Origin of the sequence: Brevundimonas sp., from assembly GCF_032017145.1 — a bacterium.
Lineage (GTDB): Bacteria > Pseudomonadota > Alphaproteobacteria > Caulobacterales > Caulobacteraceae > Brevundimonas.
Genome location: NZ_DALZQC010000037.1, coordinates 1 through 21,316, shown reverse-complemented (window position 1 = coordinate 21,316; position 21,316 = coordinate 1). Strand labels below are relative to the sequence as shown.

24 protein-coding genes are annotated in these 21,316 nt (G+C 65.5%); 9 read left to right on the top strand and 15 right to left on the bottom strand.

Annotated features, from left to right (window positions below):
• Positions 1-19: 19 nt before the first annotated feature.
• Both RTU05_RS08295 and RTU05_RS08290 read left to right on the top strand, forming a co-directional pair.
• On the top strand, positions 20-1,699 hold the full coding sequence (locus RTU05_RS08295) for a lysine--tRNA ligase (protein ID WP_312597334.1): 1,680 nt from the start codon (positions 20-22) through the stop codon (positions 1,697-1,699).
• 114 nt (positions 1,700-1,813) lie between these two features.
• Positions 1,814-2,287 (top strand): SH3 domain-containing protein, encoded by a 474-nt coding sequence (locus tag RTU05_RS08290; protein ID WP_292021700.1) that lies wholly within the window; start codon positions 1,814-1,816, stop codon positions 2,285-2,287.
• A 58-nt stretch (positions 2,288-2,345) separates the two neighbouring features.
• Here RTU05_RS08290 and RTU05_RS08285 read toward each other — a convergent pair whose 3' ends face one another.
• The 5 genes from RTU05_RS08285 to RTU05_RS08265 all read right to left on the bottom strand — a co-directional run bounded on the left by RTU05_RS08285 (position 2,346) and on the right by RTU05_RS08265 (position 4,947).
• The gene (locus RTU05_RS08285) at positions 2,346-2,981 is read right to left on the bottom strand and encodes a helix-turn-helix transcriptional regulator (RefSeq protein WP_312597332.1); all 636 of its coding nucleotides are present in this window, start codon (positions 2,979-2,981) and stop codon (positions 2,346-2,348) included.
• A gap of 51 nt (positions 2,982-3,032) precedes the next feature.
• Complete coding sequence (locus RTU05_RS08280) at positions 3,033-3,467, bottom strand: hypothetical protein (protein ID WP_312597330.1); 435 nt, start codon at positions 3,465-3,467, stop codon at positions 3,033-3,035.
• Positions 3,468-3,572: 105 nt separating this feature from the next.
• Positions 3,573-3,926, bottom strand: coding sequence for a hypothetical protein (locus RTU05_RS08275; protein ID WP_312597328.1), 354 nt, complete (start codon positions 3,924-3,926; stop codon positions 3,573-3,575).
• A gap of 176 nt (positions 3,927-4,102) precedes the next feature.
• A complete protein-coding gene (locus RTU05_RS08270; protein WP_312597327.1) occupies positions 4,103-4,498 on the bottom strand; it encodes a PaaI family thioesterase in 396 nt (131 codons plus the stop codon).
• A complete protein-coding gene (locus RTU05_RS08265; protein ID WP_312597325.1) occupies positions 4,495-4,947 on the bottom strand; it encodes a PaaI family thioesterase in 453 nt (150 codons plus the stop codon). Before RTU05_RS08265 ends, RTU05_RS08270 begins: the two co-directional genes overlap by 4 nt.
• Before the next feature lie 84 nt (positions 4,948-5,031).
• Between RTU05_RS08265 and RTU05_RS08260 the strand changes: the two genes are divergently transcribed.
• Positions 5,032-6,063: a ligase-associated DNA damage response exonuclease gene (locus RTU05_RS08260; RefSeq protein WP_312597323.1), complete on the top strand. Its 1,032-nt coding sequence runs from the start codon at positions 5,032-5,034 to the stop codon at positions 6,061-6,063.
• 6 nt (positions 6,064-6,069) lie between these two features.
• Here RTU05_RS08260 and RTU05_RS08255 read toward each other — a convergent pair whose 3' ends face one another.
• Positions 6,070-7,689 carry a response regulator gene (locus tag RTU05_RS08255; RefSeq protein WP_312597321.1) on the bottom strand — a complete coding sequence of 540 codons (1,620 nt, stop codon included), beginning with the start codon at positions 7,687-7,689 and terminating at the stop codon, positions 6,070-6,072.
• Between the two features lie 193 nt (positions 7,690-7,882).
• Between RTU05_RS08255 and queC the strand changes: the two genes are divergently transcribed.
• Genes queC through RTU05_RS08240 form a run of 3 tightly spaced genes read left to right on the top strand, consistent with a single transcriptional unit; the run spans position 7,883 to position 9,602 of the window.
• Positions 7,883-8,602, top strand: a complete 720-nt coding sequence (queC, locus tag RTU05_RS08250; protein ID WP_409411604.1) for a 7-cyano-7-deazaguanine synthase QueC — start codon at positions 7,883-7,885, stop codon at positions 8,600-8,602.
• Positions 8,599-9,234: a 7-carboxy-7-deazaguanine synthase gene (gene queE, locus RTU05_RS08245; RefSeq protein ID WP_312597350.1), complete on the top strand. Its 636-nt coding sequence runs from the start codon at positions 8,599-8,601 to the stop codon at positions 9,232-9,234. Before queC ends, queE begins: the two co-directional genes overlap by 4 nt.
• On the top strand, positions 9,234-9,602 hold the full coding sequence (locus RTU05_RS08240; protein ID WP_312597319.1) for a 6-carboxytetrahydropterin synthase: 369 nt from the start codon (positions 9,234-9,236) through the stop codon (positions 9,600-9,602). The genes queE and RTU05_RS08240 overlap by 1 nt, the downstream gene beginning before the upstream one ends.
• Here RTU05_RS08240 and RTU05_RS08235 read toward each other — a convergent pair.
• Entirely contained in the window at positions 9,599-10,291 is a 693-nt protein-coding gene (locus RTU05_RS08235; protein WP_312597317.1) for an alpha/beta fold hydrolase, read from the bottom strand. The genes RTU05_RS08240 and RTU05_RS08235 overlap by 4 nt on opposite strands.
• A gap of 7 nt (positions 10,292-10,298) precedes the next feature.
• Entirely contained in the window at positions 10,299-10,577 is a 279-nt protein-coding gene (locus RTU05_RS08230; protein ID WP_312597315.1) for a hypothetical protein, read from the bottom strand.
• Between the two features lie 389 nt (positions 10,578-10,966).
• Between RTU05_RS08230 and RTU05_RS08225 the strand changes: the two genes are divergently transcribed.
• Genes RTU05_RS08225 through RTU05_RS08215 form a run of 3 tightly spaced genes read left to right on the top strand, consistent with a single transcriptional unit; the run spans position 10,967 to position 12,611 of the window.
• A complete protein-coding gene (locus tag RTU05_RS08225) occupies positions 10,967-11,455 on the top strand; it encodes a helix-turn-helix domain-containing protein (RefSeq protein WP_248118954.1) in 489 nt (162 codons plus the stop codon).
• A 50-nt stretch (positions 11,456-11,505) separates the two neighbouring features.
• Positions 11,506-12,222: a YafY family protein gene (locus tag RTU05_RS08220; protein WP_312597313.1), complete on the top strand. Its 717-nt coding sequence runs from the start codon at positions 11,506-11,508 to the stop codon at positions 12,220-12,222.
• Between the two features lie 41 nt (positions 12,223-12,263).
• The gene (locus RTU05_RS08215; RefSeq protein WP_312597311.1) at positions 12,264-12,611 is read left to right on the top strand and encodes a VOC family protein; all 348 of its coding nucleotides are present in this window, start codon (positions 12,264-12,266) and stop codon (positions 12,609-12,611) included.
• A gap of 4 nt (positions 12,612-12,615) precedes the next feature.
• Here the strand turns inward: RTU05_RS08215 and RTU05_RS08210 are convergent, their stop codons facing one another.
• The 7 genes from RTU05_RS08210 to RTU05_RS08180 form a co-directional block, all read right to left on the bottom strand.
• A complete protein-coding gene (locus tag RTU05_RS08210; protein WP_312597309.1) occupies positions 12,616-13,305 on the bottom strand; it encodes a response regulator in 690 nt (229 codons plus the stop codon).
• 163 nt (positions 13,306-13,468) lie between these two features.
• Positions 13,469-15,808, bottom strand: a complete 2,340-nt coding sequence (locus RTU05_RS08205) for a TonB-dependent receptor (protein WP_312597307.1) — start codon at positions 15,806-15,808, stop codon at positions 13,469-13,471.
• Positions 15,809-15,996: 188 nt separating this feature from the next.
• Entirely contained in the window at positions 15,997-17,205 is a 1,209-nt protein-coding gene (gene mnmA / locus RTU05_RS08200) for a tRNA 2-thiouridine(34) synthase MnmA (RefSeq protein ID WP_312597305.1), read from the bottom strand.
• Positions 17,206-17,297: 92 nt separating this feature from the next.
• Positions 17,298-17,582 carry a DUF1153 domain-containing protein gene (locus RTU05_RS08195; RefSeq protein ID WP_248118960.1) on the bottom strand — a complete coding sequence of 95 codons (285 nt, stop codon included), beginning with the start codon at positions 17,580-17,582 and terminating at the stop codon, positions 17,298-17,300.
• Positions 17,583-17,754: 172 nt separating this feature from the next.
• On the bottom strand, positions 17,755-19,536 hold the full coding sequence (gene flgE / locus RTU05_RS08190; protein ID WP_312597304.1) for a flagellar hook protein FlgE: 1,782 nt from the start codon (positions 19,534-19,536) through the stop codon (positions 17,755-17,757).
• A 48-nt stretch (positions 19,537-19,584) separates the two neighbouring features.
• Positions 19,585-20,307 (bottom strand): flagellar hook capping FlgD N-terminal domain-containing protein, encoded by a 723-nt coding sequence (locus RTU05_RS08185; RefSeq protein WP_312597302.1) that lies wholly within the window; start codon positions 20,305-20,307, stop codon positions 19,585-19,587.
• Between the two features lie 4 nt (positions 20,308-20,311).
• The gene (locus tag RTU05_RS08180) at positions 20,312-21,295 is read right to left on the bottom strand and encodes a flagellar hook-length control protein FliK (RefSeq protein WP_312597300.1); all 984 of its coding nucleotides are present in this window, start codon (positions 21,293-21,295) and stop codon (positions 20,312-20,314) included.
• Positions 21,296-21,316 lie beyond the last annotated feature (21 nt).

The following is a 21,316-nucleotide window of genomic DNA, read 5'->3' as shown; positions in this document are numbered from 1 at the left end:
AGCCTGCAAACCGCCGCCCATGCTACAGAACCTCGAAACTCTCGCCCGCGAGGCCAAGTCCTGGCCGTTTGAGCAAGCCCGCAATCTTCTGGCCCATGTGCTGAAGAAACGGCTGGCCGAGGCGGATCGCGCCGAGGCCAAGGCCCTGATCGACGCGGGCAAGGCCGACGAGGCGCTGGCGAAGTTCGAGGCCCTGCAACGGCCGGTGATCCTGGAGACGGGTTACGGCCCGTCGGGTCTGCCGCATATGGGCACGTTCGGCGAGGTGGCGCGCACGACCATGGTGCGCAACGCCTTTCGCGCCCTGACCGGCGATCATTGGAAGACGCGCCTGATCGCCTTCAGCGACGACATGGACGGCCTGCGCAAGGTTCCCGAAGGCATCCCGAACCCGGAGATGCTGCGCGAAGACCTGCATCTGTCGCTGACCCGTGTGCGCGACCCGTTCGGCGCCTATGACAGTTTCGGCGCGCACAACAATGCGCGTCTTCAGGCGTTCCTGGACAGTTTCGGTTTCGATTACGAGTTCATGTCCTCGACCGAGACCTACAGGTCCGGGCGGTTCGACGCGACCCTGCTGACCCTGCTGGAGCGGTTCGACGCGGTTCAGGCCATCATGCTGCCGACCCTGGGCGAAGAGCGGCGCGCGACCTATTCGCCCTTCCTGCCGATCAGCCCCATCACCGGCCATGTGCTGCAGGTGCCGACGCTGGCGCGTAATGTCGAGAAGGGCACGATCACCTTCGAAGATCCCGCAGGAGAGCCGGGCAACCGTACCGAGGTTCCGGTCACCGGCGGCCATGTGAAACTGCAATGGAAGCCCGACTGGGCCATGCGCTGGGTCGCGCTGGACATCGACTATGAGATGTCGGGCAAGGACCTGATCGAGAGCGTGCGCGAAAGCTCCAAGGTCTGCCGCGCCCTGGGCGGCACGCCGCCGGAAGGCTTCAACTACGAACTGTTCCTGGACATCGAAGGCAAGAAGATTTCGAAGTCCAAGGGCAATGGCCTGACGATGGACGAATGGCTGCGTTACGGCACGCCCGAGAGCCTGTCGTGGTATATGTTCCAGTCGCCCAAGTCGGCCAAGTCGTTGCACTTCAACGTCATTCCGCGCGCGATCGACGACTATCTGGCCTTCATCGAAAGCTACAAGACGCAAGAAGCCGCCAAGCGGATCGACAACGCCGTATGGTCGATTCACGCGGGCGATCCGCCGACCCACACCTCGCCGGTGTCGTTCGCCCTGCTGCTGAACCTGGTGGGCGTGGCCAATGCGTCCACCAAGGCGCAGCTGTGGGCCTATTTCGCCAAATATCTGCCGGATGCGACGCCTGAGAACGAGCCGCTGCTGGACCGGCTGATGGACCATGCGCTGAACTACTACGAGGACTTCGTGAAGCCCTCCAAGTCGTACCGTTTGCCGGATGACAAGGAGAAGGCGGCGCTCAAGGATCTGGCGGCGCGTCTGAGGACGCTGCCTGCCGATACGACGGACGGCGAGCTGATCCAGAACGAGGTCTATGCGGTGGGCAAGGATCATGCCTTCGAACCGCTGCGGGCCTGGTTCGGGGCGCTGTATGAAGTGCTGCTGGGCGCGTCGCAGGGACCGCGCTTCGGCTCGTTCGCCGCCATCTATGGTTTGCCGCAGACGATCGCGCTGATCGAAGCGGGGGCGAACGGGGAACTGGTCGCCTGACATCGTTCCGGCGGTGACCAACATGAACCGAAAATAACGGCGAAGCTCCGGGAGCCTTCAGGTTCGTCTGTGCATTCTCTCCTCATCGGCAAACGCGCTGACAGGAGAAGAGTTATGTCGAACAAGATTTTCAAGACGGGTCTGGCCACGGCTGCGGCTCTGGCCGCCATGGTGACGGCCGCTCCGATGGCCGCCCAGGCTCAGGCCAACGGCGTTACCAACTGCGACGCTCCCGGTGGTCGCCAGCGTGCGGGCGCCCTGATCGGCGCCGTCGTCGGTGGGGTGGTGGGGTCGAACCTGGCCCGTAACGAACGCACCGCCGGCACCATCGTCGGCGCGGGCGCCGGCGCCGCCGCCGGTTCCTACATCGGCTGTAACCAGCAGCGCGCGCGTGCGGCCTCGGTGTCCAACGGTTCGCAATACCGCGCCTCGTCCAATCTGCGCATTCGAAGCGGCCCCGGCACCAACTATCGCACCGCCGGCACCCTGTCGGCCGGTCAGCCCTTCACCGCCATCGGCTCGCAGGGCGAGTGGGTGCAGATCGCCGGCGGCGGCTGGGTGAACGCTCACTACGTCACGGCCAACTAACACTAGTCGGCTCCATGGAGGCCCCGCCGGTTCGCCGCGCGGGGCCTTTGCATGACCGTTACTGACTGACCCACAGAATGCGCGCCATCCATTCGATGTCGCGTCGGGGCACGATCCGGGGCGGATAGTCGGGATTGATGGACGCCAGGGTGACCGCCCGATTGGTCAGGCCAGCCACCTCCTTGGCGATGGTCTCGCCGGTCATCAGACGCACGACAACGCGGTCACCCCGCCGGACACGGGTTTCGTCCTGATCCACCAGAACCCGGTCGCCTTCCCGGTAAAGCGGCGACATCGAATCTCCGTCTATCGTCATGCTGAACAGAGTGTCCTTGGCGCGTGGCAGTTCGGTTTGATCCCAGCCGTCGCCCGTGGGCAGGCCGGCATCGTCGAAAAAGCCGTCGTCGCCCGCCTTGGCCAGCCCAAGCAATGGAACGGTCGCGAGGCGCTCAGGCGCATCCTCGGCCAAGGCCGCGAAGTCCCCCAAGGACACGCCCGTCGCTTGAAGAACCAGGGTCACGCTTTCGGTCGAGGGCCAGCGTGGACGCGGCGGATCGCCCGCCCCGAACCGTTTGGAGGGATTGAAGCTGGTGGCGTCCAACCCCGCGCGCCGGGCAAGGCCCGACGGGGTCAGACCCTCCCGCCGCGCCAGATTATCGACGGCTTTCCAAAGTTTGGCGTGCGACAGCGGCATGGCGTCCCAACGACTGATTCGTCGCAGGATAGGCGTTGGAGGTAGGAATTTCTACCTATTCATCTCAGTGATGTGACGTTCTTGCCAAGAGAAGAAGGTGCCGACGATCAGGCAGAGAATGATCAGGTACCCGGTCAAATTCATGATCGTATACAGGGAAACGACCATAATCGGTTGTTTGGTCAAAAGCATCACGTGGCACATGACCACGAGCAGTTGTAGGCCGCTGGCCCAAACCGGCCAAGACTGGCGATACCGCCAAGCGATGCTTGCGAAAGCCAGCAATAATGCAAGGTCGATCAGAAACATCCCCGCAGGCACGACGCGGGTGAATCCATTGTTCTCTTGCATGACGATTGTCGCAAACCAAGCGAACAAATACGATCCGGCGCCCAGCCGTTCAGCCTGTCCACCCTTCAGGAAGGCAAACACAGCCATGCCGACCATGAAAACCGCGCCGACGATGGCATAGGCGATGTTGAGCATGGCAAATCGCCCCCGCGCAGAAATGCGCGAGGGCGATAATGACCGAAGTCAGGCGAAACTGAAATCGCAGTAAGCCAAGCTTACCAACAATTCATCTGCCGGAAATCAACCGACCGAGCGCAGGTGGTTGCGGGTGCGCACTTCTTCCTTCGGGTCCAGCCAGTCGTCGGGCTTGGCGACGGGGCCGGCGGCATAGGCGCCGTAGCCGAGGCGACGGTGGTCCTTTTGCAGTTCGGCGTGGCAGGCCACGATGGATTCGCGCGCGGCCGACAGGGCGGCGATGGTTTCCATGGCCTTGGCTTGGGACATCGTGCCGCTGACCGGCGAGAGCGAGAGGGCGGCGCGGGCGCCGATGAAGGATTGAACCAGGGTCGTCGCCTGAGTGATCGCGGCGTCGATCGCGAGTTCGGTAGCATGCAGATCGCCAGCAACGCTGGTGACGACTTCAGTCCGGTCCATGAGAGCCCCTCAAGGTATGGTTACAGAGGGCTTATGGTTATCACGCCTTAACCTTGTTTGATAGGGGTATGTTCATACCTTTTGACAATCGCGCGTTGAAGCGCGCGTCATCGCTGGCGCTTGAATGTCAGCAGCGGCGGGGTTCTGGGACGAATCGAGCGTCCGAACCCGGACGATCAGTTCTGGTTGTCGAGCAGAAAATGCGCGGTCAGGCTGGCGATGGGCTGTGCACGCTCTTCCTGCCAGGCCTCGGCCTGAACGTGGGCCAGGCGGCGGCCGGCGCGGCTGATCCTGGCCCGGGCGAAGACGTCGATGGGCCGCCCCGTGCGGAGATAGGCCACGGTGACGTTGATCGGACGGGGCAGGCGCGGGCTGGGAAAGGCCAGCGCCAACTGCGCCATGGCGGTCATCTCCAGCAGGGCGGCGGTCGATCCGCCATGCAGCGCCGGCAGCATCGGATTGCCGATCAGCTTGTCCGAGAACGGCATGATCACGGTGATCTCGTCGCCGCTGACAAGCGTCTTCAGGCTCAGGAATCGGGCGTAGGGCAGTGTGGCCAGGATGTCGGTCATGCGGCCGCTCCGACCAGGCGTTCGCGAGACGGATTGAAGATATAGGCCGACTGGGCCGCCGCCACCGGGTCGGATGGATCGTCCTCGAAGGCCCAGGCCCGCACAAAGGCGATGGTGTGGGTCATGCGATAGCAAACGCCCTGAGCCAACAGATCTCGATGCGGCCGGGCGGCGCGCATATAGTCCACGCGTAAGTCGACCGTGGCGACGGGTTGAAAGGCGCCGAGAGCCGTCCAGACGGCCAGGCCGCCGATATGATCCAGCAGGGTCGTGACCAGACCGCCGGCGAACACGCCGCTGTCGGGATCGCCCACCAGATCCTCGCGCCAGGGAACACGAATGCGCGGCTCGCCATCGTGCAGGCCGTCGAAGGCGAAGCCCAGCGCTCCGGTATGGGCCGCGCCAGCCGCGAGTTGGGGCAGGATGGAGGTCAGGAAGCTGTCGGACATCAAGCAGGACGGCCTTTCGGGCGGGGTTTGCGGGTGGTCCTGTATGGATCGGCGACCCGATGGCGTCGAGTGCGTTAGGGAACCATGATCCGAGCCGAAGACCTGCTGCATCCGACGCCTGCCGGCCTATATTGCCCGCCCGGCGACTTCTATGTCGATCCGGTGCGTCCGGTGGATCGGGCGGTGATTACCCATGGTCATTCCGATCACGCGCGGGCGGGACACGGGGCCGTGCTGGCGACGCGGCAGACACTGGCGATCATGGCCGAACGCTATGGCGCCGATTTCACCGGCCAAGCCCAGTCGGTCGAATATGGTCAGGCGACGGCGATCAACGGCGTCGATCTAAGACTGGCGCCGGCGGGTCATGTGCTGGGCTCGGCCCAGGTCGAGGTGCGCTGGAAAGGGCTGACGATGGTGGTTTCGGGCGACTACAAGCGCCGTCGCGATCCGACCTGCACGCCGTTCGAACCGATCCCGTGTCATGTCTTTATCTCCGAGGCGACCTTCGGCCTGCCCGTGTTCAGCCATCCGCCCGCCGAAGAGGAGGTGGGGCGGCTGGTGCGCTCCCTGGGTCAGTTCCCGGAGAGAGCGCATCTGGTCGGGGCCTATGCCCTGGGCAAGGCGCAACGGATAATTCGTCTGCTACGCGAAGCGGGGTGGGAGCGACCCATATATTATCACGGCGCTATGGAGCGGTTGAACGCCCTCTACGAGCGCGAGGGCGTTGACCTGGGGCCGCTCCTGCCGACGCGCGACCTGCCCAGGAACGCTCTGGGCGGCGAGGTCGCCATCGCGCCGCCGTCGGCCATTCAGGATCGCTGGGCGCGCCGGTTCGCCGACCCGGTCACGGCCTTCGCCTCGGGGTGGATGGGGGTAAAGGCCCGTGCGCGTCAGAGGGGTGTGGAGTTGCCCTTGATCGTGTCCGACCACGCTGACTGGAACGAACTGACGGCGACATTCCTCGAACTGGAGCCCGAGGAGGTCTGGATCACCCATGGCCGGGAGGAGGGTCTGCTGCGCTGGGCCGAGATCAACGGCCAGAAGGCCAGGGCGCTGCGCCTTGTGGGTTATGACGAGGAGGACGAGGAGACGTCGGACGTCAGCCCGGATTGAGGCTGGTCAGGCGGCTGATCGGCCCGATGCGTCCTGATTTTCGGCGTCCTGCGCCGCCGCCAAGGCGGCGTTCATGGCCATGCGCAGGCGTTCGGGCTTGATCGGCTTTTCGACCACCGCCGCCATGCCGATGGACAGATAGTGTTTGGCGTCCTCAGGGTCGGCGTTGGCGGTCAGGGCCACGATGGGCACGCGGCCGACCGGGGCGGGCAGGGCGCGAATGGCCTGGGTCGCCTGAACCCCGTCCATGCGCGGCATCTTGATGTCCATCAGGACCAGATCGTAGCGGCTCTCCTGAACGGCTTGCAGCGCCTCCAGCCCGTCCTCGGCCAGCTCTGAACTGCAGCCGAACATTTCGCAAAGCGCCTGGGCGACCACGCGGTTGGTGGCGTTGTCGTCCACGATCAGGATGTGCGGGGCCGCCTTAAGATCGAAACCGGCCAGGTCGGCGACATTCGACTGGACGTCGGCCTCCACCACCGCGCGGGGTGCGGTCAGGTCGAAGGCGAAGGTGGCGCCGCGTCCCTTGTTGTTCTCGGCCCAGATCCGGCCGCCCATCCGGTCGATGACCTGCCGGCAGATCGAAAGGCCAAGGCCGGCGCCGTCGGGGCCCGAGCCATGGACGAAGGGTTCGAAGATGGAATCGACCCGGTCGATGTCCACGCCCGGCCCGTCGTCGCGAACGCGGGCCTCCATACGTATGCCGTCGCCCTCGACCCACGCCTTCAGTCCGGCCTCGACCACGCCGTTGCGGGCGAACTTCAGCGCATTGCCGATCAGATTGTTGAACACCTGTTTCAGGCGCACGCCGTCGATCACGGCCGCCAGTTCGGTGTCGCCCTCATATCCGACCAGAAGGGTCACGCCGTCCTGGGAGGCGCGCGGCTCCCACATCGACTGGATGTCGTCCATGACCGCGCGCAGGGCCGTGGGGGTATTGGACAACTCCAGCTCGCCCGCCTCGGCCTTGGACAGGTCCACCGCGTCCTGCAGGATGCGCAGCAGGGTCTCGGAGGAATCCACTATAGTCTGGACATGCGCTTGTGCTGTGGCCGTCAGGGGCTGGCGACGCAGAAGTTCGGCGACGGCCAGCACGCCGTTCATCGGCGTGCGCAGTTCATGGCTCATGATGGCCAGGAACTGGCTCTTGGCGCGCGCGGCGGCGATGGCCTGAGCCCGGGTGTCGCTGAGGATGGCGGCCTGTTCGGCCAGCTGTTCGTTCTGTTCACGCTGGCGCGTATTGACCGCCTGGAGTAGGGTCGCGGCGGTTCCGACCCCAAGATAGGCGCCGTTGCGGGTCACGATGAAGCCCCGCAGCAAGGCCGCCGGGCCGCCCTTCAGCATGATGTCGCAGAAGGCGTCGATGCGAACGCCGGCCTCCACCACCGCCGGTTCGGCGTCCATGGCGAAGGTGATGGGGCGAAGGTCGTAAAGGGCGTGGCCGAACCGGGCGGCGATCTTCTCCAGAAAGGCGGTGCGCTCGACCAGGCCGACGGGCCGGTCGCCATCGACGACGGGTATGACCAGCGTGTCCGGCTCGCGTTCGAAACGCGCCAGCACCTCGCACCCAAGCGCCGTCGGAGCCACCGGCTTTGGACGCTCGGAAAGGGTTTCGATGGTCGGCATACTGCCCGGAACTCCTACTCGTTTTGAGTATAAGCCCGAAATCGCTTGCCGATTGGTTAAGCTGCGGCAGACGCGACGCAAATCCGCCTTTTTTGCCCCCGGCGAGGGTCTGGTGTATGAGGCCCGCCCGACCCATCTGGGGTCTTCATCCCTTTGTGCATGCGCGCGGCCACCGGCCGACCGCAGGTTTGTCATGAGCGAAATCCTGGAAAAGATCCAAAAATCGGCCCTGGTCCTGTTCTCGGGCGGGCAGGACAGCGCGACCTGCCTGGCCTGGGCGCTGCAGCGGTTCGACCGGGTCGAGACGGTGGGTTTCGACTATGGCCAGCGCCATGCGGTCGAGATGCAGGCGCGCCATGCAGTGCGCGACAGCATGACCAGGGCCCTGCCTCAGTATGCGGATCGGCTGGGCGATGATCATGTGGTGGACCTGACCGGATACGGTCGGATCGCCGAGAGCGCCCTGACCGCCGACCGCAAGATCGAGATGGATGCGCGCGGCCTGCCGACGACGTTCGTGCCCGGTCGCAACCTGATCTTCCTGGTCGCGGCGGCGGCGCTGGCTGACCGGCGCGGGCTTGAGGTTCTGGTCGGCGGCATGTGCGAAACGGACTATTCCGGCTATCCCGACTGTCGTCATGAGACGATGGTGGCGATGGCGCGGGCGCTGTCGCTGGGACTGGACAAGCCGGTGGTGATCGAGACGCCGCTGATGTGGCTGACGAAGGCCCAGACGTGGGAGTTGGCGCAGCAGATCGGCGGGGCCGCTCTGGTCGAGACGATCATCGAGGATAGCCACACCTGTTATCAGGGCGACCGAACGCATCGGCACGCCTGGGGCTATGGCTGCGGTGAATGCCCCGCGTGCGACCTGCGCGCGGCGGGTTACGAGGAATGGGCCGCCTCACAATGACCTATTCGGCCAAGGAGGTCTTTCTGACCGTGCAGGGCGAGGGCGGACAGGCGGGACGGCCTGCGGTCTTCCTGCGCTTCGCCGGCTGCAACCTGTGGAGCGGGCGCGAGCAGGATCGGGCCAGCGCGGTCTGCACCTTCTGCGACACCGATTTCGTCGGTGTGGACGGCGGCGGCGGCGGCAAGTTCACGACGGCGAACCTGCTGGCCGATCATGTCGCCTCGCTGTGGCGGGGACGCGAAGGCGATCCGAAACTGGTTGTCTGCACCGGCGGGGAACCTCTGCTGCAACTGGATGCCACGCTGATCGCGGCCCTTCATGCGCGCGGGTTCGAAATCGCCATTGAGTCGAACGGCACGCTGGCGGCGCCCGACGGGATCGACTGGATCTGCGTCAGCCCCAAGGCGGATGCGCCGGTGGTCCAGACGCGCGGGCAGGAGTTGAAACTGGTCTTTCCGCAAAGCAAGGCCATGCCCGACCGGTTCGAGCATCTGGATTTCGAACGCTTCTGGCTGCAGCCGATGGATGGGCCGGATCAGGTCGCGAACACCGCCGCCGCCATCGAATACTGCCTGACCCACCCCCAATGGCGCCTGAGCGTCCAGACCCACAAATATATCGGCGTCCGCTAATGCCCGTCTTCGAGATCACCAAACAGGCGACGTTCGACGCCGCCCACCACTTCCCCAACGAGCCTGAGGGCAGCATCTATCGCCGCGTCCACGGCCATTCCTTCACGGTCGAGGCGACGGTGCGGTCCGAGGTTCTGGACGTCGAACATGGCTGGGTGGCGGATCTGGGCGCGCTGGACCGGGCGCTTAAGGCGGCGGCCGAGACGCTGGACCACGGGATGCTGAACGAGCATCCGGGGCTGGAGCTTCCCAGCCTGGAGAACCTGTGCCTGTGGTTCGTCGCGCGGTTGAAGCCCGAATGGCCGGGCCTGTGCCGCATTCAGGTGGCGCGGCCCACCATCAACGAGCGGTGCGTGCTGAGCCTTTAGGCTGAAAGCCACTCTTCCAGCGCCGCATTGACGGCCTGCGGTTGTTCCAGCGTCGAGGCGTGGCCGCACTCGGGCACGATGACCAGATGGGCGTCCGACAGGACATCGGCCATCTCTCGCGAGCGGATCGGCGGAGTCAGGGGATCGCGGTCGCCGACCAATACCAGTGTGGGAATTCGGATGCCCGGCAGGTCGGGGCGCGAATCCACCCGGGCGATGCTGGCCTTCTGCTGACGCACGAAACCGTCTGCGCCGATTTCCAGACCCATGCGGACCTGAGTGTCGATCAGCGCCCGATCGTCCTTGTGCAACGGATGCACCAGACGAGGTGAGACTTCGAGCAACAGGGTTTCGAGCTCTCCGGCCTCAACCCGGTCGATTAGGTTTTGTCGTTGCACCGTCTGCTCGGGCGCATCGGGACGGGCGGTGGTGCTTATCAGCGCCAGCCGCTCCACACGTTCAGGCGCCTGGCGCAGGACCTCAAAGGCGATGTAGCCGCCCATCGAAGCGCCGCCGAGTGCAAAGCGAGGCGGGGCCTCGCGCAGGATGGCGGCGGCCATCTGGGCCATGCCGTCGCCCTTCAGCGTCGAGGCTGCGCTCACCGGCCTGCGCGGACTGAGCGCCGCGATCTGAGGGGCGAACATCTCGGCCGTGCAGGCCAGGCCGGGGATCAAGACGAGGGGCGTCATCGCGGCCTCAGCATCTGCGGCCCTGACGTTGGCGCTGTTCGCACCGGCGTTGTTCACGTTCGTAGTCGCGCTGCTCGCGTTCGCGCTTCAGACGGGTTTCCTCGTCCGAGGTCGTGACCGCGTCGAAGCCGGCGCCGACCACCGCGCCCGTGGCCTTGGCCGTGCCGCCGACCACGGCGGCGGTCCCGCCGACGACCGCGCCGACCAGACAGCCCTGGAGCGTCAGGCAGCCCGCGGCGAGCAGGACAGCCTGGGATAGGCGGACAAGGGGATTTCGACGGCGCATGAGGACGGCTCCAGAGATGCGCGATAGTCCCCGATAATGATGAACGAGGCCTGACCCGGCTCAGCCGCTGCGCTGCGGCAGCAGTTTGCGCCGCTGTCGCGACAGGACCAGCGGAGCGCCGTCCCGGACGCACATCGCCGCCGGCAATCCGCCGAACGGAAAGCCCCTATCGGGCGGCGTCGAGCGACACGGGCGATTGATCATCGGACATGGCGCGATCCTGCGTCAGGCGAAAGATCGGCGGAAGCCCGAAAGCGAGGGCTTCCGCCAGTCGAAGGAACAGGCCAGCGAACCCGGAGGTTCGCACGTCCGTTGCCAAACAAGACTGACCTAGAGGGTTTGGATTTGCAACCCTTGCCAAACGGCTGACGCGGGGTCACTTTCCGCTCATGGGACGCACCGCCGACTACAGCCGCCAAAGCTGCTCCATCGCCGCCACTCTGGAGGTGATCGGCGATCCGTGGACCCTGCTGGTCATTCGCGACGCCTTCAACGGGGTTAGCCGCTTCGAGCAGTGGCAGGAGAATCTGGGCGTGGCGCGCAATGTCCTGGCCTCGCGTCTGAAAAGCTTGGTCCAGCATGGCGTGCTGGAGCCGCGCCTCTATTCCGAGCGCCCGCCTCGCAACGAATATGTCCTGACGGCCAAGGGCAAGGATTTGTACGGTGTGCTGGTCACCCTGCACGGCTGGGGCGCCAAACATGTCTATGGCGACGCCGACAGCGGCATCGACATGATTCACAAGACCTGCGGTCACACCCTGACGCCCCGCATCGCCTGCGGCTGCTGCGGCGAAATCGTGAAGCCGCGCGACATCAAACTGACCCGGGCCGAAAACCGACCCACCGTCGGCGACGTCATGCCCAAGGAAGCGGCCTGATCGACGCTTCTGCTGCCAGTTCTCGGCAGGATGTCTGCTAAGATCGTCGGGTGTCCCGCTCCGAGCGTCTTCTCGATCTGCTGAACGTCTTGCGTCGTCATCGGCGGCCGGTGAGCGGACGCGCCTTGGCCGAAGAGATGGGCGTCAGCCTGCGGACGCTTTATCGCGACATCGCCAGCCTGCAGGCGCAAGGGGCGACGATCGAGGGGGAGGCGGGGGTCGGCTATGTGCTGAAGCCGGGGTTCCTCTTGCCGCCGCTGATGTTCACGCCGGAGGAGATCGAGGCCCTGGTGCTGGGGTCGCGCTGGGTGGCGGATCGGGCCGATCCGAGGATGCGCGACGCGGCCTTGGCGGCGCTGGGCCGGATTTCGGCGGTGCTGCCGTCGGATCTGCGCGAGGAGATGGACACCTCGGCCCTGCTGGTCGTGCCGGGCGCGCCTTTCCCTGTCGATGCGGTCGATCCGGCCCTGCTGCGAAAGGCCATCCGCACGGAGCGGCGGCTGAGACTGTGTTATCGCGACGAGGCGGGGACGGCGTCGGAACGGCTGGTCTGGCCCTTCGCCCTGGCCTTCTTCGACCGGGTGCGCCTGCTGATCGCCTGGTGCGAACTGCGCGACGACTTCCGCAGTTTCCGCACCGACCGGATCGTGGAGGCCGAGGTGATGGAGGCGCGCTATCCCGCGCGACGGCAGGTGCTGATGAAGCGCTGGAAAGAGGCGCATGATCGCGCCCACGTGCGGCGTGATGCTGACGGAAACTGGCAGTAGGCATCGCTAATCTGTTCTCTGTCGAAACAAGGGACAGGGCGATGGGCGAGATCGAGGACATTCTGCTGACCGTGGCCGACCCGGAGGTCAGCGCGCGATTCTACGCCGGTCTGCTGGGCTGCCGGCCGGTGGTGGCGCGGGCGGACCGGGCGCTGTTCAAGCTGAGTTCGGGGCGTGCGCTGGGCCTGATGCGGCGCTGCGGAGAGGGCGGTTCGGTCTGCGAGATCGAGTTCCCGATGGACGGTGCGGCGGCGGTCGATCAGGCCCATATCGACTGGTGGGATCGCGGCGCGCGCATACTGACGCCGCCTCATGATCTGGGACGTGGTCGCAGCTTCGTCGCCGGCGACCCGGACGGTCATCGTCTGCGGGTGTACGCGGCGGCCTGAGGCGTCAGGCCTCCGCGTCCAGGCGATAGCCGACGCCCCGCACATTGGTCAGCAGGCCGGCGGCGTCGGCGCCTTCCAGCTTGCGTCGCAGGTGGCTGACGTGGCTGTCGATGGTGCGTTCCAGGACCGCCTGATTGTCGAAACAGGCCTGCATGATCTCGCTTCGGCTGAAGACGCGAAGCGGCGTGCGGGCCATGTGCGCCAGGATTCGGAACTCGGTCAGGGTCAGGTCCAGCCGGCGCCGCCCCCCTGTGTTCAGCACCGCCGCCATATAGTTCTCCAACTGGACCTCCAGCGGGCCGACACGCAGCACCTTGGCGTTTCGTCCTCCGGTCGCGCGACGCAGGATGGATTGCACGCGGGCGGCCACCTCGACCGGATCGGCGGGGCGGGTCAGATGGTCGTCGGCGCCGATGCGCAGCGCCTGCAGCCGATGATGAGGCCGGTCCTGTTCGCCGATCATGACGACCGGCGTGTCGCCGCGTCGCCGCAACTCGCCCAACACGTCCCAGCCGTCGCGCACGGGCAGGGCGACGGACAGCAGCACCAGGTCGGGCTTCAGGGCGGCGTGCAACTCTACGGCCTGTTGCCCATCCTGGGCGACGACGGTGCGAAGGCCCTCGCGACGCAGGGCCGCGTCCAGCGTCTCGACGCTTTCGCGGTCGTCATCGGCGATCAGGATCAAGCTGCTCATGGCGTCTCCGTCGCCGCCATGACCGGCGTTCACGCCGAAATCCAGCAAAACCGGACGCCTTCGGACAAGTTTCATGGCGCCGTCGCAAAGGCTTCACGCACACGAAGAAAAACCCCCTCCCGCCGAGGCGGAAGGGGGCCAGTCGTCGTTCGGGAGGAACGTCTCAGTAGGAGGCGCGCAGTTCGATGCCGAAGGTGCGCGGATTGTTGAAGTTGCCGTAGTCGCCCAGAGTGTTCCGGTTCGACGGGTCGCGACGATAGACGTAGGTTTCGTCCAGCAGGTTGCGCGACCACAGGGCCACTTCCAGCAGCGGGCCGCCGTCACGGGTGGTGATGTCGGCGATGGCGACGCGGGCGTTCACCACGAAGGACGAGTCGTTCTTGATCTCGAACTGTTCGAAGCTGTGGTTGGCGTCGGCGTAGTTGGCGTCGACGTGGGCCTTCAGGGTCGCGCCCATGAAGGGCGAGTTCCAGTCGGCCGCGAAGCTGGCGGCGTTTTCCGGCGTGTAGGCGATAAAGACCTTCTGGGTCTGGCCGTTGAAGGGGTTCACCGTGTCCGGCACCTTGGCGTCGGTGTAGGCGTAGGAGGCCGACAGGGTCAGGTTGTCGGTCGCGCGGAACTGACCTTCCAGCTCCAGACCACGGATTTTAGTGGTGCCGGGGGCGTTGATGGTCTCCAGCGTGTTGCGGGTCGACGCGCCTTGAACGGTGACCAGGCTGAAGTCGATCTGGCTGTCGGTGCGGTTCATCGCATAGATGGCCGCGTTCAGGCGGACGCGACGGTCGAACAGGTCGCTCTTCAGACCCAGTTCATAGGCTTTCACCTCTTCGGGATCGAACGAACGATAGGTCAGCGAGCGCGAGGAGGCGCCACCTGCGCGATAGCCGGTCGAATATTTGCCGTAGAGGTTGATGCTGTCGGTGACGTCATAGGCCAGGGTGACCAGCGGGTCGAAGCGATCGACCTTGGAGTTGAACCGCAGCACGCCCTTCACGCCATTGACGATCGGCAGGTCATTGTTGACCAGCTCCAGCACGCCGTCCTTGTCGTCCCAGGTGTAGCGGCCGCCGACCGTCAGGTGCAGGGCGTCCATGCTGGCCGGGGTCCAGGTGGCCTGACCGTAGATGGCCTTGGATTCCGAATGGGCGGTCGACTTGCGGTCCATCGAGCGGAAGCCGCGGATGGTCGGGGTCGGGTCCAGAATGGTGTAGCCCGTGCCGTCGGCGTTCCACTGGTTCGTCGAAGGCGTCGAGGCGTCGTCGGACACCGTTTCCTTGAAATAGAAGACGCCGCCGACATAGTCGATGCTGTCGCCCAGCGAACCGACGGCCTGCAGTTCCTGGCTGAACTGGTGCTGCCAGAAGCCGGCCAGCGAATAACGGCTGAACTTGCCGTTCGGGCCGACGACGGGCGGGCGGTGCGCGCCGGCGATGTTGTCGTACTGTTCGACGTCCAGATCGCGGTAGGCCGTGATCGAGCGGATTTCCAGGGCGTCGGTCGGGCGATACGACATGTGCAGATCGACGCCGCGCGTGTCGTCGACGCTCCACTGCTGGGGCACGCCGATGTCGGCCTGCGTCATGCGCTTGGAGCCTTCGACCTGAACCAGGGGTGACAGGCCGCGGATGCTGCCGGACGGCACCGAGGCCGAGGTGAACGGCACCACGGTCAGGCCGTTCGGGTTGAAGTTCAGCAGTTGGCTGTAGAACGGGGTGTTCTTGTCCTTGCCGATGTCGGCGGCCAGGTCGGCGGTGAAGTTCTCGCTGGGCGTCCAGCGCGTCTGGAAGCGCAGACCGCGACGGTCGTATTGGCCAAAGCCCGTCTCGCCCGGCAGGATGTTCTCGGTCACCGGACCCTGGACCTGCAGCACGCCGTCCACCTTGAAGGCGAAGTCGCCGATGGCGGGGAAGTCGACGTGCAGTTCGGAGTTGTAGGATTCCAGATTGCCGACGCCGGCGATGGCGCGCATGCCGAAGACGCCCGTGGGCTTCTTGGTGACCAGCGACAGGGCGCCGCCTTCGGTGTTGCGGCCGAACAGGGTGCCTTGCGGACCCTTCAGCACTTCGACGCGCTCGATGTCGAGCAGGGCGGAGGCCAGGCCGTGCTGGCGAGCCAGATAGACGCCGTCGACATAGACGCCGACGCCCTGCTCGCGGGCGGGCTGGTTGGCGTCGTTCGGCACGATGCCGCGAATGCCGATGGTCAGGGCCGACTGACGGGCCTCGAAGGTGGCGACGCGCAGCGACGGCACCGCGCCGTCGGCCAGGTCCATCAGGCTCTGGACGTGACGGTTCTGAAGCGCCTCGGAGTTCACCACCGAGATGGAGATGGGCGTATCCTGCAGATTGGTTTCGCGCTTGGTGGCGGTCACGACGATGTCGTCCAGACCCACGGGCGCATTGGCGACGGGCGCCGGAGCGGTTTGGGCCAGAGCGGTGACGGGCGCGGCGAGAAGCGCGGTCCCCAGCATCAGCTGAAGGCGCAGTTTGGTTTGACGGTGCATTTATATCCCCTGCTTAGTCGAGCCGGGGATTACGCCGCCTTTGCGATGTGCAGTTCACAGGCGCGCGACACTGAGATGCAGGTTTGATGTCTGGCGCTGAGCCCGATGTCCGACAAAAATCCAATCAGCCTCCACGCAGTCTCCACAATTCTCATGGCTGAAGCCTGGTTGCAGATGAGAATGGAGTCTCAGGCGGCCGCCGTCGTGTCGCGGATGAAGCCGCCGCCCAGAACCCTGTCGGGGTCGGCGGGGTCGTAAAGCGCGCAGGCCTGACCCGGCGCGACGCCTTCTTCGCCCTGATCGAACGCGACCGAAATCGCGCCGTCGATCAAGGTCAGACGGGCAGGAGAGGGCTGGCGCGTCGAACGCACGCGGGCCAGGACGGGGATGCCGGCCTTGGCCGCCTCGCGGATCGTGGCCGCGTCGCCCAGCCAGTTGGTTTCTTCCAGCGTCAGGGACGCGGTCAGTAGCGCTTCGCGTGGTCCCACCACGACGCGGCGGGTTTCGGGCTCCAGCCTGGTCACGAACAGCGGCTCGCCCACGGCGACGTTCAGACCCCGCCGTTGACCGATGGTGTAGTCGGTGATGCCCGAATGCCGGCCCAGCACGCGGCCATCCATATGCACGATCTCGCCGGCCTCGCGTCCTTGCGGCCGCAAACGGTCGATCAGGGTGCGATAGTCGCCCGAAGGCACGAAACAGATGTCCTGGCTGTCCGGCTTGGCGGCGATCTTCAGACCCAGTTCGGCGGCGACGCCGCGCACCTGAGGCTTCTCCAGATCGGCCAGGGGGAAGCGCAGATAGTCGAGCTGGTCCTGGGTCGTGGCGAACAGAAAGTAGGATTGATCGCGCGAATGGTCGATCGCCTTGCGCATCTGCGAGCGGTTGCCGGCGACGGCGCGGCGGACATAGTGGCCGGTCGCCATGGCTTCGGCGCCCAGGTCGCGGGCCACGTCCAGCAGGTCGCGGAACTTGACCGTCTGATTGCAGCGGATGCAGGGGACCGGCGTTTGGCCCTTCAGATAGCTGTCGGCGAACTGGTCGATCACCGCGTCCTTGAACCGGCTTTCATAGTCCAGGACATAATGCGGAATGCCGATCATGTCGGCGGCCAGACGCGCGTCGTGAATATCCTGGCCCGCGCAGCATGCGCCCTTCTTCTTCAACGCCGCGCCGTGGTCGTAAAGTTGCAGCGTGACGCCGACGACATCGTATCCGGCCTTATGAAGCAGGGCTGCGACGACGGTGGAGTCCACGCCGCCCGACATCGCCGCCACCACGCGCGCCCCGACCGGCAGGCCGACCGCCGCCCGCGCGCTCTCGACCGCCGCATCCATGTCGGTACGGGCGATGTCGGGAACGGGGCAGAAATCTTCGACCAATGTCATTGCGGCCATTTAGTGCGGAACCGGCGCGATTTCGAGGCCCGCAAACGAAAAGGGCCGCACCCGTCGCCGGATGCGGCCCTTCTTCGTCTTCGGGGAAACCCTCAGGAGCGGTAGGTCTGGATGCGCGTGGTGCGCAGACCCTGCATGCCCCATTTGTCGATCGCCTTTTGCCAGGCCAGGAACTCTTCCGCCGTCAGGCGATACTTCGCCAGGGCGTCGTCCAGGCTGATCAGGCCGCCGCGAACGGCGGCGACGACCTCGGCCTTGCGGCGGATGACCCAGCGGTCCGTATTGGACGGCGGCAGGTCGTTCAGGGTCAGGGGCGTGCCAGTCGGTCCGACCACGTATTGTTCGCCTTTGCTATTAAGGCGTCGCTCTTGCAACATGGTCCTATGCCTCTTTCACCAACACCGTAGTGTCATGAAAATAGGCGACCTCGCCTAAGGTCCGTTTAAGCGTCGTGGTGAAGGAACGGATAAAATCCCTCCCTCCACGAACGACTCCGTAAACCTTGCTTTCGCGACGATTCATCGAAACTAACGCTTACTTACTCGCCGATCAGCGTTTGATGTTGATCAGCTCGGCCAGCATTTCATCGGCCGTGGTGATGATTTTGGACGAGGCGGAATAGGCCCGCTGGGTGGTGATCAGGCCGGTGAATTCCGCCGACAGATCGACGGTGGAGGACTCCAGCTGCTGGGACGCGATCGAGCCCGCGCCCCCTGTCCCCGCCGTTTTCAGGTTGAACGTGCCGGACTGCAGGCTGACGGCGTAGGCGTTGCCCGACACCTCCTTCAGGCTATCGGGGCTGGGGAAGGTGGCGACGGCGACCTGGGCGATGCGACGCATCACGCCATTGTCGAAGATGGCGGTGACGAAGCCGCTCTCGTCGATGGCGATCTTGCTGAGATTGCCGAAGGCGGTGCCGTTGGTGATGGTCGATTGAACCACCGAGGCGGTGTTCAACTGGCTGAGGCCGCCGGCGGAGGTGTTGAGGTCCAGGTTGACGATCTGGTCGGCGATGCCCAGGCCGTCGGCCCATTTTATCTTGCCGTTGTCGGTCGGATCATTGGGGTCGATGGTGTTGTTGGGGTCCGACTTCAGGAAGGACAGGCTGGCGCTCGACGGATCGTCGAACAGGCCCTTGCCCGTCGGCCAGGACTTCATCGTATCGACGTCCAGGCGCCCGGACGGGGTGAAGGCGATCAGCCCGGTCTTGATCTGGCCGTTGGAATAGGGCGCGCCGGTCACGACGTCGCTGGCGGGAACCGACACGATTTCGGCGTACCACTGGTTCGGCTGTTCGCTCTTCAGGAAACGGATTTCCAGATTGCGTTGGCCGCCCTTGGAGTCCGAAACCGGGATGTTCATCTTGAAGTCCGGCTTCACGCCCGCCGGGCTGTCGTCGTCGGCGTCGTACATCGCCATCGAGTTGACCGAGGGATCGTATTTCGTCTTGGCGATCCCGTTCGTGGTCAGGCCCAGGTCCGACAGGTTCAAGGTAAAGGGCGTGCCGGCCGTCCCCGCGCTGGTCGAGGTGATGGTCATCTGGGTGGCGGTGCTGGTCGCGGAACCATTGGCGCTGTTGGCGTTGTCCGGCGCAAAGCCGGTCAGGGCGCCGCTGGCGTCATAGGTCGCCGTTCCGGTGATCTTGGTGATGCCGGTCTTGATCGTCACCGCATAGTTGTTCGCGTCGATCCGTGAATAGCTGACGGCGACATCGTGCTTGGCGGGGCTGGGCGTGGTGGTGTCCTCCACCCCTTTGTAGGACTGGGCCGCCGCCGCGCTGGACACGCCCTGGGTCGAGCGCAGATTGGCGTTGATCTGGACACGGGTCGTGGGTTCGGCCGTACCGCCGACCGAGCCGATGTTGATCGAACGCAGACGCGACAGGTCCGACGGATCGGTCGCGATGTCGCCGTTGGCGTCAACGGGCCATCCCTGCAGATACAGGCCCGCGCTGTTCTTCAGATAGCCCAGCTTGTCGACGCGGAAGGCCCCGGCGCGAGTGAACAGGCGCGTGTCCGTGGCGGCGTTGCCTTCGGGCTGGGTGGTGGTGACGAAGAAGCCCTGACCGTTGACCGACAGGTCGGTGTTCTCGGTCGTGCGTTGCATCTGACCTTCCTGGCTGATGAAAGACCGGGTATTGGCCGCGACGCCGCCGGCGGAAAAGCCGCTGCCCGTCTTGGTCTGGCTGTTGACCAGGGTCTGGAACTCGCCCGCCGTGCGCTTGTAGCCCACGGTGTTCACATTGGCGATGTTCTGGGAAATGGCCGCCAGGGCGGCGGAGTTGGCGGCGAGACCGGACACGCCGGCCAGCATGGCGCTGTTGAGGCTCATGGAAGAACGCTCCTTACAAGGAAATCATCGGGAAGGCGGCGAAGCGCATCATGCGGCCGCCTCCTCGGTGGTGACTTTCGGATTCTCCGTATCGTCATTGTTGGCTTGAGCCGTGACCTCGTTCAGCGAGATCACGGTCGAGAGGGGCAGGATCGACTTGCCGATCACCAGATAGGGCGCGCCGTTGTACATCTCGACGCCGGTCACGCGGCCCTGGATCAGGGCCTGACTGTCGATGGAGGCCCCGGAGAAGTCGGTCGCGGCGACCTTCAGCGTATAGACGCCGCCGTCCTGGGCGGCGCTTCCGTCCTTCATCTTGCCGTCCCAGTTGAACGTGTGCAGGCCGGCCGACGTGTTGGGCGCGGCGCCTTCCCAGACCACGGCGCCCTTGCTGTCCACGACCTGCAGCGTGGCCTTTTCGGCGTCCTTGCCCAGTTCATAGGCCCAGGTCGCCTTGCCGTCGTTGAACTCGGTCGCGGTCCAGGCGGCGGTGACCTGTTTGCCGATGTAGTTGGAGGCATTGTCCAGACCGCCGGCCGACTGGGCCTTCAACAGGCTGGTCAGCAGGTCGTTGGTCAGCAGTTGCTGCTCCACCCCGGCCATCTGGGTCAGTTGCGCGGTGAACTGGTTGGAATCCAGCGGCGACAGCGGATCCTGGTTCTTCATCTGCGTGGTCAGCAGGGTCAGGAAGGTCTCGAAGTTCGAGGCTAGCGCAGTCGTGCCGCTGGTGATGCGGCCGGCGGCGGCGCTGGTGGATACGGCGTCGACCATGGTGTCAGACCTTCAGATCGACGCGATCGAGCGCCAGGGAGTTGTTGGTCCAGGCGCCGGGCGCCGGAAGAACGGGCATATCGGCCTGGGCCGCCAGGCGGCCGCCGCCTGCGAACAGGGCGTTGCGCTGCTGCTGACGCTCGAAGGCGCCGCCGCCGGCCGATGGATCGCGCTGTGAGAAGTCCAGCGCATCCTCGGCCATCTGAAATCCGGCGGCCTCGAGTTGTCGGCGCAGTTCGTCGGCGCGGCCGCGCAGGTCGGCGGCGGCGGCGGGATTGTCGAAGGCCAGGCGGGCGGACAACTGCCCGTCCTTGCCGATCTCTAGACTGACATCGACGCGGCCCAGGTCTTCAGGCGTCAGCACCATGTCGAACCGGGTGGATCGACCGTCCAGCCTGCGCGCGATCTGGGCTGCGAGATGAGTGGTGGTCTCCACTGTCGCGCGCGACAGGGTGGACAGGGCCGGGTGGTCGGCGGTCGTCGCCGATGGGCTGCGCGCCGTGTCGCTGCCGGCGGCGGTCGGGATCGCATTGTCGGCGCTTTCAGGCACGGCGCTTGCGGGGGGCGCCGCATCTTCGGGCGCGGCCTTGGCGTCGGCGGCGGAGGACGACAGGGGCGCGGCGGCAGTCGTTTCGGCCGGAGTCTTGGTCGCGATGCCGGTCGAGGCCGGCGTTGTGGACGCCTCGGTGAGCACAGGTTCGACGCGTTCGCCTGCGTCGTGGCGGCTGGCGCGAAGCGGCGTCGGTGCGTCCGTCCTGATCAGCCCAGGCGCATCGTCTGGCTTGGCGTCCGTTTCAACGTCGCCGATCAGAGCGGCCGTCACCGCAGCGGTCACATCGGGCGTCATCGCGGCAGGCTTGGGCGTGGTGGTCGCGACTGCGATCTGGACCTGAACCCGCGCGTCCTCCATCAGCTTGGCGATGGCTGCCTTGATCGCGTCGTCCGCCTTGGAAGGTTGACCTATAGCGGGCGTTTGAACTCGGGCCACGGATGGGGCAGGGGCAGGGGC

What these genes read in the sequence shown, in the direction of transcription:
- RTU05_RS08295 (WP_312597334.1), top strand. Translation starts at nt 20, where the DNA reads ATGCTACAGAACCTCGAAACTCTCGCCCGCGAGGCCAAGTCCTGGCCG.
- RTU05_RS08290 (WP_292021700.1), top strand. Translation starts at nt 1,814, where the DNA reads ATGTCGAACAAGATTTTCAAGACGGGTCTGGCCACGGCTGCGGCTCTG.
- RTU05_RS08285 (WP_312597332.1), bottom strand. Translation starts at nt 2,981, where the DNA reads ATGCCGCTGTCGCACGCCAAACTTTGGAAAGCCGTCGATAATCTGGCG.
- RTU05_RS08280 (WP_312597330.1), bottom strand. Translation starts at nt 3,467, where the DNA reads ATGCTCAACATCGCCTATGCCATCGTCGGCGCGGTTTTCATGGTCGGC.
- RTU05_RS08275 (WP_312597328.1), bottom strand. Translation starts at nt 3,926, where the DNA reads ATGGACCGGACTGAAGTCGTCACCAGCGTTGCTGGCGATCTGCATGCT.
- RTU05_RS08270 (WP_312597327.1), bottom strand. Translation starts at nt 4,498, where the DNA reads ATGACCGACATCCTGGCCACACTGCCCTACGCCCGATTCCTGAGCCTG.
- RTU05_RS08265 (WP_312597325.1), bottom strand. Translation starts at nt 4,947, where the DNA reads ATGTCCGACAGCTTCCTGACCTCCATCCTGCCCCAACTCGCGGCTGGC.
- RTU05_RS08260 (WP_312597323.1), top strand. Translation starts at nt 5,032, where the DNA reads ATGATCCGAGCCGAAGACCTGCTGCATCCGACGCCTGCCGGCCTATAT.
- RTU05_RS08255 (WP_312597321.1), bottom strand. Translation starts at nt 7,689, where the DNA reads ATGCCGACCATCGAAACCCTTTCCGAGCGTCCAAAGCCGGTGGCTCCG.
- queC (WP_409411604.1), top strand. Translation starts at nt 7,883, where the DNA reads ATGAGCGAAATCCTGGAAAAGATCCAAAAATCGGCCCTGGTCCTGTTC.
- queE (WP_312597350.1), top strand. Translation starts at nt 8,599, where the DNA reads ATGACCTATTCGGCCAAGGAGGTCTTTCTGACCGTGCAGGGCGAGGGC.
- RTU05_RS08240 (WP_312597319.1), top strand. Translation starts at nt 9,234, where the DNA reads ATGCCCGTCTTCGAGATCACCAAACAGGCGACGTTCGACGCCGCCCAC.
- RTU05_RS08235 (WP_312597317.1), bottom strand. Translation starts at nt 10,291, where the DNA reads ATGACGCCCCTCGTCTTGATCCCCGGCCTGGCCTGCACGGCCGAGATG.
- RTU05_RS08230 (WP_312597315.1), bottom strand. Translation starts at nt 10,577, where the DNA reads ATGCGCCGTCGAAATCCCCTTGTCCGCCTATCCCAGGCTGTCCTGCTC.
- RTU05_RS08225 (WP_248118954.1), top strand. Translation starts at nt 10,967, where the DNA reads ATGGGACGCACCGCCGACTACAGCCGCCAAAGCTGCTCCATCGCCGCC.
- RTU05_RS08215 (WP_312597311.1), top strand. Translation starts at nt 12,264, where the DNA reads ATGGGCGAGATCGAGGACATTCTGCTGACCGTGGCCGACCCGGAGGTC.
- RTU05_RS08210 (WP_312597309.1), bottom strand. Translation starts at nt 13,305, where the DNA reads ATGAGCAGCTTGATCCTGATCGCCGATGACGACCGCGAAAGCGTCGAG.
- RTU05_RS08205 (WP_312597307.1), bottom strand. Translation starts at nt 15,808, where the DNA reads ATGCACCGTCAAACCAAACTGCGCCTTCAGCTGATGCTGGGGACCGCG.
- mnmA (WP_312597305.1), bottom strand. Translation starts at nt 17,205, where the DNA reads ATGGCCGCAATGACATTGGTCGAAGATTTCTGCCCCGTTCCCGACATC.
- RTU05_RS08195 (WP_248118960.1), bottom strand. Translation starts at nt 17,582, where the DNA reads ATGTTGCAAGAGCGACGCCTTAATAGCAAAGGCGAACAATACGTGGTC.
- flgE (WP_312597304.1), bottom strand. Translation starts at nt 19,536, where the DNA reads ATGAGCCTCAACAGCGCCATGCTGGCCGGCGTGTCCGGTCTCGCCGCC.
- RTU05_RS08185 (WP_312597302.1), bottom strand. Translation starts at nt 20,307, where the DNA reads ATGGTCGACGCCGTATCCACCAGCGCCGCCGCCGGCCGCATCACCAGC.